17 protein-coding genes and 1 riboswitch are annotated in these 17,196 nt (G+C 41.5%); all 17 genes read right to left on the minus strand.

Features of this window, described 5'->3' with window-relative positions; genetic code table 11:
• Positions 1-103: 103 nt before the first annotated feature.
• The 17 genes from IGI71_RS09165 to IGI71_RS09245 all read right to left on the minus strand — a co-directional run bounded on the left by IGI71_RS09165 (position 104) and on the right by IGI71_RS09245 (position 17,123).
• Positions 104-1,204, minus strand: a complete 1,101-nt coding sequence (locus IGI71_RS09165) for an AI-2E family transporter (protein WP_010748435.1) — start codon at positions 1,202-1,204, stop codon at positions 104-106.
• A 162-nt stretch (positions 1,205-1,366) separates the two neighbouring features.
• Positions 1,367-1,795: a hypothetical protein gene (locus IGI71_RS09170; protein WP_015509791.1), complete on the minus strand. Its 429-nt coding sequence runs from the start codon at positions 1,793-1,795 to the stop codon at positions 1,367-1,369.
• Between the two features lie 76 nt (positions 1,796-1,871).
• The gene (locus IGI71_RS09175) at positions 1,872-2,288 is read right to left on the minus strand and encodes a GNAT family N-acetyltransferase (RefSeq protein ID WP_016609237.1); all 417 of its coding nucleotides are present in this window, start codon (positions 2,286-2,288) and stop codon (positions 1,872-1,874) included.
• 211 nt (positions 2,289-2,499) lie between these two features.
• Positions 2,500-3,423 carry an LCP family protein gene (locus IGI71_RS09180; RefSeq protein WP_430615470.1) on the minus strand — a complete coding sequence of 308 codons (924 nt, stop codon included), beginning with the start codon at positions 3,421-3,423 and terminating at the stop codon, positions 2,500-2,502.
• 1 nt (position 3,424) lies between these two features.
• Positions 3,425-4,078, minus strand: coding sequence for a phosphatase PAP2 family protein (locus IGI71_RS09185; protein WP_123834497.1), 654 nt, complete (start codon positions 4,076-4,078; stop codon positions 3,425-3,427).
• Positions 4,075-5,268 (minus strand): FtsW/RodA/SpoVE family cell cycle protein, encoded by a 1,194-nt coding sequence (locus IGI71_RS09190; RefSeq protein ID WP_005226223.1) that lies wholly within the window; start codon positions 5,266-5,268, stop codon positions 4,075-4,077. The genes IGI71_RS09185 and IGI71_RS09190 overlap by 4 nt, the downstream gene beginning before the upstream one ends.
• Positions 5,246-6,400: an FtsW/RodA/SpoVE family cell cycle protein gene (locus IGI71_RS09195; protein WP_034857389.1), complete on the minus strand. Its 1,155-nt coding sequence runs from the start codon at positions 6,398-6,400 to the stop codon at positions 5,246-5,248. Before IGI71_RS09195 ends, IGI71_RS09190 begins: the two co-directional genes overlap by 23 nt.
• Before the next feature lie 126 nt (positions 6,401-6,526).
• A riboswitch (M-box (ykoK) riboswitch) is annotated at positions 6,527-6,702 on the minus strand.
• Positions 6,703-6,993: 291 nt separating this feature from the next.
• Positions 6,994-8,889 (minus strand): endonuclease MutS2, encoded by a 1,896-nt coding sequence (locus IGI71_RS09200; RefSeq protein WP_430615475.1) that lies wholly within the window; start codon positions 8,887-8,889, stop codon positions 6,994-6,996.
• A gap of 348 nt (positions 8,890-9,237) precedes the next feature.
• A complete protein-coding gene (gene ahpF / locus IGI71_RS09205; RefSeq protein ID WP_015509798.1) occupies positions 9,238-10,767 on the minus strand; it encodes an alkyl hydroperoxide reductase subunit F in 1,530 nt (509 codons plus the stop codon).
• Between the two features lie 9 nt (positions 10,768-10,776).
• Positions 10,777-11,340, minus strand: coding sequence for an alkyl hydroperoxide reductase subunit C (gene ahpC / locus IGI71_RS09210; RefSeq protein WP_005226227.1), 564 nt, complete (start codon positions 11,338-11,340; stop codon positions 10,777-10,779).
• 306 nt (positions 11,341-11,646) lie between these two features.
• Complete coding sequence (locus tag IGI71_RS09215; protein ID WP_010748444.1) at positions 11,647-11,850, minus strand: hypothetical protein; 204 nt, start codon at positions 11,848-11,850, stop codon at positions 11,647-11,649.
• 152 nt (positions 11,851-12,002) lie between these two features.
• A complete protein-coding gene (locus IGI71_RS09220; RefSeq protein ID WP_074536724.1) occupies positions 12,003-12,962 on the minus strand; it encodes a permease prefix domain 1-containing protein in 960 nt (319 codons plus the stop codon).
• Positions 12,959-13,291, minus strand: a complete 333-nt coding sequence (locus IGI71_RS09225; RefSeq protein ID WP_121261214.1) for a PadR family transcriptional regulator — start codon at positions 13,289-13,291, stop codon at positions 12,959-12,961. Before IGI71_RS09225 ends, IGI71_RS09220 begins: the two co-directional genes overlap by 4 nt.
• Positions 13,292-13,480: 189 nt before the next feature.
• Positions 13,481-14,452, minus strand: a complete 972-nt coding sequence (locus IGI71_RS09230; RefSeq protein ID WP_430615478.1) for a siderophore ABC transporter substrate-binding protein — start codon at positions 14,450-14,452, stop codon at positions 13,481-13,483.
• Positions 14,453-14,476: 24 nt separating this feature from the next.
• A complete protein-coding gene (locus IGI71_RS09235) occupies positions 14,477-15,235 on the minus strand; it encodes an ABC transporter ATP-binding protein (protein ID WP_005226231.1) in 759 nt (252 codons plus the stop codon).
• Positions 15,232-16,176, minus strand: coding sequence for an iron chelate uptake ABC transporter family permease subunit (locus IGI71_RS09240; protein WP_005236195.1), 945 nt, complete (start codon positions 16,174-16,176; stop codon positions 15,232-15,234). Before IGI71_RS09240 ends, IGI71_RS09235 begins: the two co-directional genes overlap by 4 nt.
• Positions 16,173-17,123, minus strand: coding sequence for an ABC transporter permease (locus tag IGI71_RS09245; protein WP_375354303.1), 951 nt, complete (start codon positions 17,121-17,123; stop codon positions 16,173-16,175). The genes IGI71_RS09240 and IGI71_RS09245 overlap by 4 nt, the downstream gene beginning before the upstream one ends.
• Between the last annotated feature and the right edge of the window lie 73 nt (positions 17,124-17,196).

The raw sequence follows: 17,196 nt of genomic DNA on the forward strand, positions 1-17,196 counted from the left end.
GTTTTCGTTTCAATCAGTATAGCATGAGTCTTTGTACCGTGCTATGTGTCATCTAAAACAAAAAACTTGCTGATGAAGATTTCTTCAACAGCAAGTTTTATTGTTACAATGACTCCTTATCGATCACAGAACGTTCTAGTTTGCGTTCCTGGAAAAAACGGAGTAGCGTGCCAGACATCGCCATTATGATCGAATACACTGGAAGTGCAACGATCATACCAACAAATCCCAGCAAGTTGCCTGCGATCAATAATAAGAACACCGCAATAATCGGATGGATATGCAACACTTTATTCATTACTAGAGGTGAAACTAGATACGATTCACCCAATTGAATGATCGTGATGCCCACTACCAATAAAATGGCAGTCCGGATATCTAAACTTAAAGCAAATAGAAATGCGGGTGCCGCTCCGATAAATGGTCCGAAGTATGGGATGATATCCAAGACACCGCAAATCAGGCCTAAAAGCAACGCATTCTGCAAACCTAGCAAAGAAAAAATCAAATAACTGGAAACGGCAACGTACGAACACACAAGCAATTTCCCGCCAATATAAGCAGACGCTGCTTGGTGGAAATCACTGCATAACTGACGCATCAAACCTTGGTACTTTTTCGGTGTTTTGTTTGCTAAAAAGTCTGGCACTTTCTCACCGTCTTTAAACATATAGACTAAGAGCAGTGGGATCGTAAACAAGACGATCGCTGAGTGAGAAACGATGGAGATCAAACTCGTTAGACTATTCGTTGCCCCGGTAATAAACTGCAAGGCGAAATTGCTCGCTTGCGAAATATCGATCGAATCAATGAAAGGACCGAAAAGTTCCTCCAAATAGGAATGATCGATGTTATCGATCACCAAATTGATGATAACGGGTATTTGATTGATAAAGCGTCCCATCTCATAGGCTAATGCGGGTCCAATCACCTGAATGATCAAATAGGCTGCAAAAACGATCAACAACAGTGTCGCATACAGCGCAATGCTTTTCTTTTTCGTCCTTCTTTTTACCCAATTAAAGAAAGGCAAAAAGATATAAAAAATAAAAATTGATATCAGTACAGGTAAAAAGACACTAGAAAAGATTGCTTCTAATGGTCGGAAAACAAACAGTATATTTGAATAGATCCAGACGGCGATCCCTAAAAGACAGACGATCACCAGACCTGCAAAAATTTTTGATTTTTTAAGAAACTCCAATAATTGATCCTCCTGATTCTAGAAAATACGTTCACTTCTTTCAGTTTATCATAATTTTTTAAGCGAATGATCCTTTTGCGAATATTTTTTCAAAAATCCACGTTTTTCATAGGAAACTTTTGAGTAATTTAATTATTTCCACCATAAAACCCTTCTGCAAAATCAATTTTGATGAGCAGAAAAAGGAACCGAGAGTTGCAAGTGTTTGATACAGTAAGCTGCCACACCGAGCTGGAGTAAACCTAACACTAAGAAAATCAGATGCAAAACATTCCCGCCCCTTAATAAAATCACTTGAACAATGATCCAGATAACTAAACAGATGCCTAAAAGCAATTCCCCATGGTACCCTTGGTTGCGCCACAATCGGATAGCTGCCAATAAATTGCCCAGTCCTAACACAATTAGCAAAAACACCCCGGGAATCAGAAATGTTGTAAATGGCGTTCCTTGGAGCATGGACGATTCCAACCCAGCAAATGACTGTCCTTTCCTTAATGGCTCAATACTCATAAACGCCAGCATGCTTCCTCCACATGCGCCAACACCTATCACTAAACTTAACACAAATAACGCAAATCGCAGCTTCATTTCTCCCACTCCTTCATCAAACATAAAACCGTTAATAAATTGACCATTTTCAACTAGCTATGGGGTTTCTGGCTATTCACTCGTTTTTAGGTGAATAAATAAATGCTGCAATTTGCTGTGTTTCTACAGAGGAAAAGCCGCAAGACTCATAAAATCGGCGCGTTTTCTCTGTGTTGTCCGTGATCAAAACCTTTTGTCGAATCGATGGATATCTCGCCAGCATTTTTTTGAGCAATCGCTGGCCAATTTTTTGACGTTGGAACGCTGGCGCTACTAATAGATCCTGAATATAAAGAATGGTTTGTCCATCGGTTATACATCGAATAAGTCCGACTAGCTGCTCTTCAACATAGGCAGTGATCACCTGTGACTGAGCTAGGCCGTTTAATAGTCGCTCTGGCTCTTTCGTATAGGCGACCCAGCCAACACATTTATATAAAGCGAGAATCTGATTTGAATCCTCTGGTAATTGATCTTTAAAGATGATAGTCATTCTTTTCCTCCTCGTTACTTTTAACCAAACGATGCAGCAACAAATAAAGAGTTAACAGTCCTTTTCCGAACAGGCTCTTGCTACCCTTCAAGCCGAATTGCTTTGCTTGACTAAAGAGTATCCTGAGGAAAAGCAGCTGTCAACTCTAATCACGATTTGCTAGAGGAACAAAGAGGAAGTGGTGTTATTACTAATTAAACCCAAGGCTTTATTAATCAAGCATTAATTCGCTTTTTAAACGCTGACTCGTCGCTTGTTGTTCTTCAGGCGACACTTCTTGATAAGAGATACCGTATTCACCTCTAAAGCCATCGCCAGTGAACCCAGTACCCGCCATTTGGTAAGATTCGACAGTAACGAGTGCCGATTGATATTGGGTGAATAGTTGACTCATCTGAGAAAACGTTAAATCTGTTTCACCATTTTCCCCAATAATCTTTAACAGATCCTGAATCCGCATCACGCTTGATAGAGAAACTAATTCATTGGCCAAAATCTCTGTCACTTCTCGCTGACGACGTTGGCGTCCATAGTCACCTTCGGGGTCATCTTTGCGCATACGAGTATATTGAAGTGCCTCCCAGCCATCTAATTCGAGAGTCCCCTCTGGATAATCGATTTTTTCTGCCGTAAAAGCAAATTCATTTTCAACCGTGATTCCACCAATCGCATCGACAAGATCTGCCATCCCATCCATGTTTAAGGAGAAATAATGATGAATCGGTATATCCAAGTATTGTTCGACAGTTTCGATCATCATTTTTGCGCCACCGAATGAATGGGCATGATTGATCTTATCCTGATAGCCTTGCCCAACGATCTCCACATAAGCATCTCGAGGAATACTTGTGAGGGTCGTTTTGCGTGTAGCAGGATTCAACGTCGCTACCATGATCGTGTTTGCCCGGTAATCCGTTTTGCGACGAGAGTCATTGGCGATCCCTAACAAGAGAAGACTTAAGGGCTCGGCGTTTTCGATAACCTCCGCCTCTTCTCGCCCTTCGATCGGTCGATGGATAGACTCCACGACATCCTCTACTTGAAAATACACCCTAATAGCATAGGCGGTTCCGACGGATACGATGCCCATCAACAGTACTAAGAAGACAATTATCAGTTTTTTCGCTGTACTCATTTTATTTCCCCCTACGCACACTTTTTTTGAACGAAAATACAAAAGCAGATGTGATAAAACTGATTCCACTTGCCAACAAGATACTCGCTAACAAGTCACTAGGATAGTGAACCCCAAATAGCAAGCGGCTCATCATAATAAGCAGTAAATAAACCAATCCCAAAAACATAGCTAGTTTTTGGCTAATAGGACGTTTGCCTCTTTTGCCAGGCGCTGTTTGTGTGAAGAAAAAGAGGAGAGAAATAATTAGCGTGGTCGCTAATAGCGTATGCCCACTTGGAAAACTGGCGGACGCCCGTTCCATACTGTCAGCAAACTCCGGTCTTGGGCGATCAACGAATTTCTTGATCACTTGGCCAACACCACTGATTATGATCATATTTCCCATCAACCAAAAACTCTCGATCCGTTTCTTCCGAAGAAACAAAATTGCTGCCAATAGAAAATGAATAGCCGCTATCGGGACGATCGTTGCCGTGCTAGCAAGCGGAATAAAAATCGCTTCTACTGTAGCCGTCCGCCATTGAGGCACGTGGGAAAACAGGGTATCAAGCGTTTGGAACCACTGCGGCTCTAATGCTACAAGGAAAAACAACCATGCGAAACAGCTACAAAGCAGTCCACCTATCACCCCTTGTTTTGCTGTCTTGCTCATGTTAATCCCCTACTTTCTTTTAATGCGTACGATCGTTTCTTCGCTTTAGTCGGGAATTTTTCTAACCCGAAAATAATTCCCATCGCAATACTGATCGCAATCAACGAGGTTCCTCCTTGGCTTAAGAATGGCAGAGGAATTCCCGTTAATGGCAGCAACCCAATCGCCGCTCCGATATTTTCAAAGATCTGAAAGACTAAGCCAAAAACGTACGTGATGGCGATATAGACCGACGCCTTGTTATTCGTTTTTAACGCGGCGAAGATGATTTGATAGATGAGATAAAAATACAAGAAGATCACTAAGGTACTTCCTAAAAAGCCATAGGTTTCACCAATAACTGTAAAAATCATATCTGATTCACGAACCGGCACGTACACTGTCGTATGGGTGTCAGGCGCTCCCAATAAGCCTCCTGAGCCAATCGCCCACATACTGCGAACTTGTTGGAACGCGATAGAGTCTTGGTACGCTAGGGGATCTGCCCAAGCTCGCACTCGGTCTAATTGATACTGCGAGAAATGAAGTCGAAACAAGACACGATTGCCCCATTCCGTAAACACGAGCAGCAATAAAATAGCGCCGAGGGCTGCGATCAAACCGATCACTACGGTCAAAATTTTCCAATGAACACCCGAGATAATAAATAAAGCCCCTAACATCACAATAAACACTAAACTCGTACCAAAGTCCCGTTGCATAAACATCAATAGAAATGTCGGTATACTATAAAGCAAGATCTTAGTGACGTAGATCAAATCAGATTTAATGGTCCGTTCGGCTTTTCGTTTTTCATATACTAAGGTGAGATAGACCATAAAAAGCATGAAGGCCACTTTCATAAACTCTGAGGGCTGAATGGTAAAGTCGCCGATTCTGATCCAGCGTTTGGTATGCGTCTGCTCAAACATCGTTTGATCGTAGAACCAATGAAGAGAAGCCATCAGACCTAGTGCCAATACATACAAAAGACCCGAAAAGCGTAAGAGCAAATTGGTTGGGATCAAACTTGTAACGAAGAGCGCGATGGCGGATAGAACACAAAAAACGATCTGTCGAAAAACGATTCCAGAAGGATCATTGCCATCCATTACAGAAGCTTGATGTTGTACCCAAATGCTTAGCAAAAAAAGCAGAAAAACGGGTAGCAGCAAGGCATAGTTTGCATCATGTCGTTTGAGGAACTTCATTTCGTTTGCCCTCCTCTCGCTCTAATTTCAGGCACATACTAAAGGCAAATGAAAGAATAAAGTAACTGGAGCCACCATAGCTGATAAATGGCAACGGTACCCCCGTCATCGGCATCAACCCTAAAATACTGGCTATATTGATACTTGTTTGCAACAAAAGTAATGTACTTGTTCCTAGCAATATCAACCCAATCTGAGGGTTTTCAATAGCTGCGGAACGAATAAATAAACGTAAGATGATTACGAATAATAAGCCAATAACAAAAATCCCGAAAAGCAAGCCAAGCTCTTCTACTAAAACGGAAAAAATAAAATCGGTTTCCGCAACTGGTAAAAAGCCTTTTTTCGTAATACTGTTTCCTAAACCGAGACCAGTAAGCCCTCCATTAAATAAAGCATAGTAAGAATGGATCATTTGGAACCCCTGATTGTAAGGGTCGGAGAATGGATCGCCTACTAAGCGAATTCGGTTATATACGTGCATAAACATGTGGGGCAATAAATCATTGTCCCCTAAAAACATGATCAACAGGGAAACCAGGAATAGACTGATCACTAAGCCACCAAATAAAAGAGCCGTCAGCTTCACGGGAACTTGTACCGTAGTTATCATGACAAATGCTAAAAAGAGTAAAATCATCACACCGGCTACTTTCGGTTGAATCAGGATCAACACACAGCACAAAAACAAAACGAAAAGCGGACGTTTCATTTCCTGCAAGGTGGTTTTTGCAGTTTGAAAGTAATGAGCAAGGTACAAGACCATCCCTACATTCACAATCTCTGATGGTTGAAATTGAATCCCTGCGATCGAGACCCAGCGTTGTGCCCCATTAACAGAGACACCGAAAAAGGGCAAACGAGCTAAGAGCAAGGTAAAGATCCCAAATGCTAGCAGACCGATCGCTAAGTATTTGCTAAGCAAAATCTCTCTTCGCGTCCGCTGAATAATGAATAAAAGAACCCAGCTAAGTAACAAAAAGACCAATTGACGGATAAATAGCGACGCTGGTGGTTGATCTCTCGTTAATAAACGGTATGAACTTGCACTATAAATCATTAAAAGACCGATAAGGCTCAATAGCAAATAAGCTATGATCAGCAGCCAATCGATCTTCTTTTTTTCTATCATTGCTTCCACTCCTCTTGCCTTGGAGTAGGTGTTCAGACGGTACCAGTTATTTTGCTCTATGAGCTTCATCATCCATCAGAAAGAAAAGCAAAAAAGTCTCACTTCTCTTAGGACGTCAGACTTTAGCAGCAATCTCATCGTCCGAGTTTTAGCACTATACAACGTAAAGAAAGTCATTTGCTCTCTTAGCTATTTTATGAAAAGCCTTAATCCGACAATTCCTGTTTTACACATTGGCGTCTTTCGACGTTTCTGCGCAATAGCTTGTGTTTGTATAGGAGCCTCACCTAACAAGGTTATATGTTATTTTTCAATCCAATATGAATGGTACCCTTCCTCGAATAAAGATACAACCAATTCTCTGTTATTTTTATTTTTCTTTAACTTTTCTTAAAGAATTTAGATATTTCGAATATTTTCTGCTCTATAAAGAAAAAACAACGGAAATAATCATCCAAACAAAGGAACGGCATCGATAAAGGACGTTATTAAAAAAACGAACATTAAAAAAAAGCAGTCCTTTTTCTAGGTGCTGAAAAAGGACTGCTTGCTTGCTTGATTTTGGTCTATCGATTGAAAGTTTTCTTGATCTATCAATCCACGGGTCGATTGGTTTGCCGTTCTTGCGCTGCTTTTCGTAACTGCTTCTGCGCTTTTTTAGATCCCCGTTCAATATCTCGAGTAAACTTGCGCTGCGCAAACTCAACGAATAGCTGATCAAGATCATAACCTGCGGGATAGAGCACCTCTCGCTTTGTGAGGAGTTGCAAGCGACGTGCGGCAACAACAAAAAATTGTTTCTCTATTGAAATTTTCGCTTGTCCTTGTTCCAAATACTCATAAAAAAGTCCGCGCTGGTTATGTTTTGTTGAAAAGACCAAGTCTCCTTTTTGAAAAATAAGATCTATCTGGGCTTCTTGTTGAGGGGGTTGTTTCTTCCCCTTTTCAAAAGGCTGCTTCTCAAAAGAATAGGTTTTATGCTTTAAATATTCCTTGGCCGTCTGGACTACGTCAACGGGGATCGCCATCTTCTCGGCAATCCAAAACGCATTACTATCACCGACTGCATTCGTCAGCAAGCGATATTTTGGTGTCAAGGTTTTGGCATTAAAAGCCATTGCCGCTGTTTCGAAATCTTGATGATCGACGGCAAACTGCTTGATTTCACCATAATGCGTTGTTGCGATCATTAAGGCTCCTGAGCGATAGATGGATTCCATGATGGCGATTGCCAAAGCAGCCCCTTCATTGGGCTCAGTGCCGCTGCCGATTTCGTCCAATAAAACAATACTGTGTCGGGTAGCATTCTTCATAATCTGAGCAATGTTCGACATGTGTCCAGAGAAGGTACTTAAAGAATTTTCCAGACTTTGTTGATCGCCAATATCCATCCAAAGACTTTTTAAAAACGGAACAGTGCTTTTGCCCTTGTGTGCTGGAAATAAGCCATAATGAGCCATGGCGCAAACAAGTCCAACAGTTTTTAAGACGACGGTCTTGCCTCCAGCATTGGGCCCCGTGATGACCATGCAGCGGTTTTCTTCGCCAAGTTTTAAAGAAAGAGGAACCGCATCACTCCCCAGCAAAGGATGGCGGACGTGATCAAGAAGCAAAACTTCTTCCTCAGTAATAGTTATCGGCTGCCCATTGATTTCTCGACAATATTTTCCCCGAGCAAAAATAATATCCAGCACAACTAAAATGTCAAGACAGGCAAACATGGCGTTCATTTGTTCGGCGATCGCCCCTGTCAACTCTGACAACACTTGGTATTGAGCGGCTGTTTCTTCTGCTTGTGCCAAGATCAATCGATCATTTAAACGGGCAGCTGCCTCCGGTTCAATAAAGACAGTCGCTCGTTTATTGGAACGTTCGATGATCGTTCCGTTAAATTGCTGTTGAAATTCAGCACGCACAGGTAACGTATATCGGTCGTTCTTTTTGATGACACGATTTTCTTGTAAATAGCGACTTTCCTTAAAAAACTTTGCAAAAACTTTTTTCAGATCAGCTTCATATTTTTCGATCGTACCGCGAATTTTCCGCAATTCTCGGCTGGCATTACTATCAACCTGACCATTGCGAATCTTTTGGAAAATCATTTCGGCGATTTCAGAAAAGTCTTCTAACCCTTGTGCATATTGATGTAATCTTGGGGCAATCGATTGATTCTTTTCGAACAATTGACGGATGATTCGAAAAGACCGTAAAAAGTCTCCATATTCGATAAGCTCCTGTGGTTCTAAAACAAATCCTTTTTCAATTTTCTCCGTATGGTGTAAGACATGCTGCAGCCCCATAAAAGGCACTTGACGACCAGCGGCTAATAGCGCCATCGCTTCAGTGGTCTCTGTCACTCGTTTTTGGGCAGAGTGGATCGTCGCTGCTGGTTTTTCATTCGCAAAGCGCGCCTTGCCGTAATCGCTGATTATTTTTTTACTTACTTGTTCTTTAATTTGTTCAAATTCAGTTGCTTGAGGTATCTTCATGAGTTATCCTTTCTTGTGCCTGAGGATTCCGATCAGATCCCCGTCCAAAAAAGTGTACAAAAAAAGCGATAGTCTACCATCACCTGATTCATCAATAACGATTTTTATCGGTATCTACAGGCACAACAAATAAACAGTCTGTTTTTGCTTATTTGTTTTAATTGGCTGATTAGATACCTACGACACTCATCAATATACCTCTTTCTTTTTTGAACGAGTTTTTTTCATTGTAATATAGAAGCTGTCCTTCTGTCAACTGCACCCAAACTGCCCTTACAAAAAGAAAAAACGCTCAGCAGCTCCTAGAAGCCCCTGAGACGTTTTTTGATTTTAAATGATGCAAGGCGCTTACGAGCGAATCAGGTGATCAAAGGCACCTAATGCTGCAGTCGCACCTGAACCCATTGAAGTGATGATCTGTTTGTATACACTATCGGTACAATCCCCTGCTGCAAAGACCCCTTCAATATTGGTTGCGCCGTGTTTGTCTACGACGATCTCATTGCGTTCGTTTAAAACGATGCGATCTTTTAACCATTCGGTATTCGGCATCAAGCCAATCAAGATGAAGACACCCTCAACAGCTAATGTGAATTCGCCATTCGTTTCTCGATCAACGTAGGTTAATTGTTCAACATGATCGGATCCAGCAATTTCCTTCGTTGCCGCATTCGTAATAACAGTCACATTTTCTAACGTGTTCAAACGGTTTTGTAGCACAAGGTCCGCTTTTAGTTCCGGTAAAAATTCAAGAACATAGACGTGTTTTGCCATGCCAGCTAAATCGATCGCTGCTTCGATCCCAGAGTTTCCGCCGCCAATGACAGCAACCTCTTTCCCAGCAAATAACGGACCGTCACAATGTGGGCAATAGGCAACACCTTTATTTTTGAATTCTTTTTCTCCTGGAACATTGATGTTACGCCAGCGAGCGCCAGTTGCTAAAATGGCCGTTTTGGTTTTTAATACTGCACCATTTTCTAATTCAACTTCGATGACATCATTGCGACGAATATCTTTCGCACGCTGCCCTTTCATCACGTCTACATTGTATTCGTTGATGTGCTCTTCTACCTGACGCATTAATTTTGGTCCTTCGGTATAAGGAGTACCGATCATGTTTTCGATCCCCAGGGTTTCCATTACTTGTCCACCCATTGTTTCGACGACCATCCCAGTATTGATGCCTTTACGCGCTGCATAAATCGCTGCGCTTCCGCCTGCAGGTCCGCCACCGACAACTAACACATCGAAAAGCTCTTTTTCAGCAAAGTCATCTTTACTCGTCGGACCAGCTGCTTTTTCCAACAACTGTTCGATCGTTTGACGGCCGCTTGCAAATTCTTCACCGTCTAAAAAGACGGTTGGCACAGCCATAATTTTTTTCTTGTCAATTTCTTCTTTGAACATCCCACCTTCGATCATGGTGTGACTGATGGAAGGATTTAGCACTGCCATGATATTTAACGCTTGAACAACATCAGGACAGTTATGGCAGGTCAAACTGACATAGGTTTCAAAATGTAATGGCTTATCGATCGCTTTGATGCGCTTTTGAAGTGCTTCGTCAATTTTCGGCGGACGACCGCTTACTTGAAGCAACGCTAAAATAAACGAAGTGAACTCATGTCCTAACGGTAAACCAGCAAAAGCGATGCCGCTTTCTTCACCGGGACGATTGATCGAAAAGCTTGGTGTCCGTTCACTTGCTACAGCTTGGATAGTGATTTTTGGCGACATTTCTGCGATTTCTTCTAAGAATTCACGTACTTTTGTGGAAGAATCATCCTCACCTAAAGTTGCCGCAAAAACAACCTCTGATTCTAGCATCGCGAGATACTGCGTCAGTTGGTCTTTGATTGCCTTATCTAATGCCATGAGAGCCTCCTAAATCTTGCCTACAAGGTCTAAGCTTGGCGTTAAAGTTTCTTCGCCTTCTTTCCATTTTGCAGGACATACTTCACCTGGATGAGTACGGACATATTGTGCAGCACGGATTTTATCGATCAAGCCACTAGCATCACGTCCGATACCGTCCGCATTGATCTCAACTGTTTGGACTACGCCATCTGGATCAATGATGAATGTTCCACGTTGAGACAACCCAGAAGCTTCATCTAGTACATCAAAGATCTCTGAGATCACATGAGAAGGATCTGCAATCATGATATATTCGATTTTATTGATGGCATCAGAATGATCATGCCATGCTTTATGAGTGTAATGAGTATCTGTTGATACAGAATAAACTTCTGCGCCTAATTCTTTTAATGATGCATATTGATCTTGCAAATCTTCAAGCTCTGTCGGACAAACAAATGAGAAATCTGCAGGGTAAAAACAAACAACGTTCCATTTTCCTTTAAAATCTTCTGATGAAACATCGATAAATTTTCCATTGTGGTAAGCTTTCGCTTCGAATGAACCAATCTCTTTTCCAATTAATGACATATCATTTCCTCCAATTAGAATAATTATTTGAGAATAATCTCTATTAATTATTAGTATATCTAACTATAAAAAGCAATAGTTTATTCAGAAATAGTCAAAAAAAATGTTATCCTCCTCAGAAATGAGCATATTTATTTCCTATCCAATACAAATAGAGTATAGTTGTAAGTTTGACTAATCGTTTCCATTTTAATTCCCTACTTGTTAGATTCTCAATTACACCTCTCATTCTCAATTAAATAAAAAAGATTGCCTCTTCCTATGATTCCTCACCAAGTAAAGTGAGCCATAGAAAAAGGCAATTTTTTATTTAGTATTTAAATAGTTGAACAATCCACTGATCGTTCGATCCCTCAATGTAATCCGCTTACCGTCTAAAAAAACTTCTTCGACTGGGTAATGGTCTTGAAAAGGTGGAACTTCCAAGTATTGACTTGCGAGAAAGCGCTCCGGAGATTCGACTGTTGCTATTTCTTTGCTGCCATTTTTCAGATAATGAATTTCTAACATATTCATTGCCTCTTTTCTTGTATTCTGAACTTTTAAAAAGCATTGAGAGAACCATATTTCTCGCTGTTCTTTTTTGATTGGTTCAGTTACAAGGCGTATTTTAATCTTCCTTTTTTTAAAAGTAAAGAAAGCACTCTCGATTGAAGTGTCTCTTATTTTTTTGCTTTCGTATGTCCGATAAAGTAGTCCTCTAAGACACCACCAATAACAAAAATGACCCAAGAGTAAGCCCATGCATGAAACATGAAGGACCAAAGCATGTAAACGACCAAAATCACTGGCCAGTAGACTGTTCGAAAAAAGGTAACTCTACCAGCGGATTCGCCATATTTATGACGTGTTGCTCGATCCCCCGGATGGTCTTCGTCGCGAATAAAATACGTCTCAGTTGCCAGCTTCGCAAAGCCTGTACGGATAATACTTACATAAATAATAAAGAACACACCTGCTGCAACCGTCAAGAAAAACAAGGAAATCCCAAACTCAACAGAATAATAAAACACTTCACTTAAAAGTACAGGCGCAATTGATAAAATACAGGCACCAATTCCTAAAACAAGACCAATCCGAAAACTTTTTTCATAATTTGCGAGTTGCTGAGCGGCTTCTCGTTTGGCATCCCTTTTTATTGGACGATCATCCAACTGTTTACGAGCACCGGAAAAGTGCAAGCTGCTAGAGATAATAAAACCGACCCCGATGGCGATAAAAAGAAACATCACCATTATTCCAAAGGTCTCAGCATATATACTAACAAAGAGCATCAAGGCTGCTAGGGATGCGATACAAAAACCGATTCCTATAGATAACGAGAAAGCAAAGTGTCGCACAGTTCCCCAATAATCAAACGCATCGTCTTCTGTGATGGCATCGGACCAATCATCAATCGGCGCTTCTTCTTTTGAAACATTTAACTCTTGCAACAGCTCATCTACGGAACCAAACTCACTGATTACTGCACCGATGGCTTCATGCTCGCTTTTCCCTTGGTGAATCAGTTCTAAGTAGTGGTCTTCCATAATCGCTAAGAGGTCTTCTTTCGCCTTTTTGGTTTCCGGTGTGATGGGTACTGATAAAAATAAGCTGTCTAGATAGTCATGAATGGTTTTCATTTGTCTCCTCCTTGTAAGAACTGGTCAACGACGATCTTTGTCTGCTGCCACTCCAATATTTTCTCCGTAAGGCTTGCTCTTCCGTCTGCAGTTATCTGGTAATACGTCCGCTTTTTGCCATGCGTCACTTCTCCAGGATATGAGCGGATCAATCCTTGTTTTTCTAACCGAGTAAAAGCGGAATACAACGTCGTTTCTTTGATCACATATAAAGCATCTGTTCCTTCGCGAATACGCTTGGATATTTCATATCCATAAGAATCTTCATTGGAAAGAATGGATAAAATGATTGCGTCGTTATAGCCGCGAATTCCGTCACTCGAGATCACGCAATCGCCTCCTAAATTACTTCATCTGTCGTACTAATTATAAAACAATTACTACGACAGGTAAAGTAAAGCAGAAAAAGTTATTAAAAATCAGTCGTAGGTCTTAGAAAATAGGAAAATAAAAAAGACACGCGTTCTCAGTAAACTGATACGCGTGTCCCTAATTACTTGATTGCTTTTCTCACCTATCTATTCAACGGCTGGTTTGACATCGTCCATCATTAGTTGGATCGATTCCAAGCCTGAACCTGCTAAATACCAAACCGCAGCATCCAATTCAATGACTTGATCGTTTTGCCCAGCATTTGTTTCTTGGACGATTTCATTTGCAACAAATTCACTTTCACTTTCATTGCCGCCGATCGCTTTTGTCCGGTCGATCACGAAAATGATATCAGGATTTTTTTCAAGCAAGTACTCATAAGAAATACTTTGTCCATGTGTCGACGCCTCTAAATCCTCATCTACTGCAGGGAAACCAAACGTATCATACAAGATACTGTAACGAGAACCTGGCCCAAAAGCAGAAAGATTGCCTTCATTTACCATAACAACCAAGGCTTTCTCGTCAGCATTTTGCGCTTGCTCCTTCAAGGTATCGATCTGACCTTGTAACGATGCTAGTTGTTCTTGCGCTTCCTCTTCCTTACCAAAAATTTGACCAATGGTCGTAATGTTGGATTCGATCGATGCCCAAGTATCACTATTGTCAACGCTTAAGAAAACGGTTGGCGCGATTGCAGACAATTCCTCTTGGAAATCACGTTGTCGCCCAGAAATAATGATTAGGTCTGGCTGCAGTTGATTGATTTTTTCTAAATCAGGCTCTTTGATTCCCCCTGCTGATTCAACATCTGCATACGCTGATAAATAATCTGGTAAATTGCTGGTCGCAGCAGCAACGATTCGATCCCCAAGGCCAAGCGCATCCATCGTGTCTAAGGCACTATTGTCAAAAACCACCACTTTTTCTGGTGCATAAGGAACAGTAACAGTTCCATTGCTATCAGTGATTTCAACCTCTGTCGGTGTCTGTTCACTCTGAGCAGTTTGGCTTTGCTGTGTCCCTGTCGATTCGATTGTACCAGTATTATTTGATCCGCATGCGGTCAACCCCGCTAATACGAAAATACTCATAAAGCTTACTACAATTTTTTTCATTTTTTTCCTCCTTAGAAATACATTTTATTGGAAGGTATAGCAAAATTGCCGACCATCCACTTGTACCAGTTTGATTGGAATCTCATATAATGATGCCAACACTTGCTCCTGGATCACAGCCTCAGTGTCGGCCGCTTTAAAAATCTGACCGTCTTTCATGGCAACGATGTGATCGGCGTAGCGAGCGGCAAAATTAATGTCGTGCAAAACGATCACAACGGTTTTCTGATAGTCTTCCACCAAGGTGGTCAATAGCTTCATCAGCTGGTTGGCGTGCTTCAAATCTAGATTGTTTAACGGTTCGTCCAACAGCAGATAATCTGTATCTTGAGCCAAGATCATCGCCAAGTAAACTCGTTGTAGCTGACCACCAGAAAGCTCATGAATCGATTGATCGGCGTATTCGGTAAGGGATAGCTTAGCTAAAGAATCATCAATGATCCTATCATCCGCTGCCGATTGTCGCCCGCGGTTATACGGATAGCGACCAAATGCCACCAGTTCTCTTACAGTCAGATTGACTGCATAGCGATTGCTTTGCTGCAAAAAAGCCATTTTTTTGGCTAGCTCTTTGGATTTCCATTGGCGAATCTCAGTTCCATCTAAATAAATATCACCAGTTCTCTGGTCCAGCATCCGACTGACCAAGGAGAGTAAGGTGCTTTTTCCCGCACCATTTGGCCCGATAAAGGCAATCATTTTCTGCTCGGGTAATGCTAAAGAACACTCGGTCAACACCTGTGTTTTCGCATAATTTTTGGATACGTTTTTTGTTTCGATCATGATTTTTTCCTTTCCAGCAGCAATTTGCTTATAAAGAAGACGCCACCTAATAATTGAATCACTGTACCAATGGTCGTTTGCCATTGAAACACTTGTTCCACTAAGAACTGCCCTCCTACTAACAGGAGAAAACCAATCAGGCTGCCACCCGCAAACAACCACCCATGGCGATAGGTGGGAAAAAGCTGATAGGTGATCGTTGCCACTACAAAGCCGAGAAAAACAGCTGGACCTACGAGTGCCGTAGCGGTACCTGTCAGAAGCGCAATCAAAAATAAAATACCTCTATGAAGCCATTGAACAGGAACGCCTAGACTTTTGGCTTGCCCGCTTCCTAAATGTAATAGATTCAATTCTGGAATCAACAGAATCAGGCAGCTACTACCGATCAAAATGATCACAGCAGCAATTAAGAGGTGTTGCGTATTGATATTGCCAAAGCTAGCGAATAAGCGTCCTTGCAGTAAATCATATTCATTCGGGTCCATCAAGACTTGCAAAAACGTGCTCAGACTACTGAACATCGTGCCGCATACCATTCCAGCCATCAACAACAAAAACAATCCGTTGACGGCTTTTTGATAGAAAAAACCGATCAATAAACTTCCTAGAATGGCAGTCAGACTGACAGAGAATAAAAACATCGCTGCTGTTTCTTGGCTTAGCATCTGGATCCCGCCGATAAAAAAGAAACACAGGGTCTGAACCAGGACATATAGTTGATCCAAGCCTAAGATTCCCGGTGTTAAATAGCGATTGCTCGTAACAGTCTGTAAGGTGATCGTACTAAAGGAAATTGCGATCGCCACCAGAGCAAAGGCGAAGATCCGACGGCCCCGCAATGCAAAAGCAAATGACCAATTACCATAGGTGTTATAGGTCAGATAGGCAGTAGCGGCACAAAGGATCAGAAAGAACAAAAGAAAGAGTTTTTTCTTCATTGAAACTTCCTCCCCAGCAGCAAAATCAAGAAGCAGCAACCACCTAGTACACCGGCAACCACACTTACGGGCATCTCATACGGAGCAATCACGATGCGTGCCAATACATCACATAAAAGTAAAAATGCACTTCCAGCAAAGCTGATCAGCAGTAGATTATTCTTCAAATGATCCCCAAACACCATGCCGATCATATTTGGGATAACGATCCCTAGAAAAGGGATTTGTCCAACGGTCAATAAAACGACACTACTTGCAAACGCCACCAGAGCGAACACAGCAACGCGTAAAAACAGATAATTGATCCCTAGACTCTTGGCGGCACTTTCTCCTAAACCAGCAATCGTGATCTCATAAGCTAGGAAATACAACAGACCGAATACTGGAATCGTTAAATACAAAAGTTCATACTGGCCAGCCATAATGGTAGCGAAATTTCCTTGTAGCCAAGAAGAGACATTTTGAACCAATTGGAAACGGTAGGCCAAGAAGCTGCTAATGGCACCGATGATATTACCGAACATCACCCCGGTCAAAGGGAGCATCATTGGATCTTTCTTTGGTAGAAATTGGCTTAAAAATAAAAAGAACAAAACACCTGCATAAGCAAACACAAATGCTGCGGTTGTCCGAATCAAGTTAGAAGCATTTGGCAGAAAAAGCATGACTAGCAAAATTCCTAAACGAGCACTATCAGATAACCCGATCGACTCTGATGCCACAAATTTATTTTGCATCATATGCTGCATGATTTTCCCACATAAACTAATGATTCCACCTGCAATGATCAAACTGATCGTCCGTGGGAGCCTAACTTTTACCAAAACAAGCCAATGATTCGGATCACCCTGCTGTAAACCACTTAATGATAATTCATGGGTACCTACCAGTAAAGAACAGCCCACAAGAAGAATCAAGATCAGCAGTAATCCGATTTTTTTCAACATGCCCCGCCCCTTCCTTATTGAGAATGATTCTCACTCTCTTTAATAGGGTAACGTATTTCACTTAAAATCACAA

Source organism: Enterococcus sp. DIV1279b (assembly GCF_050531515.1).
GTDB classification, from domain to species: domain Bacteria; phylum Bacillota; class Bacilli; order Lactobacillales; family Enterococcaceae; genus Enterococcus_D; species Enterococcus_D casseliflavus.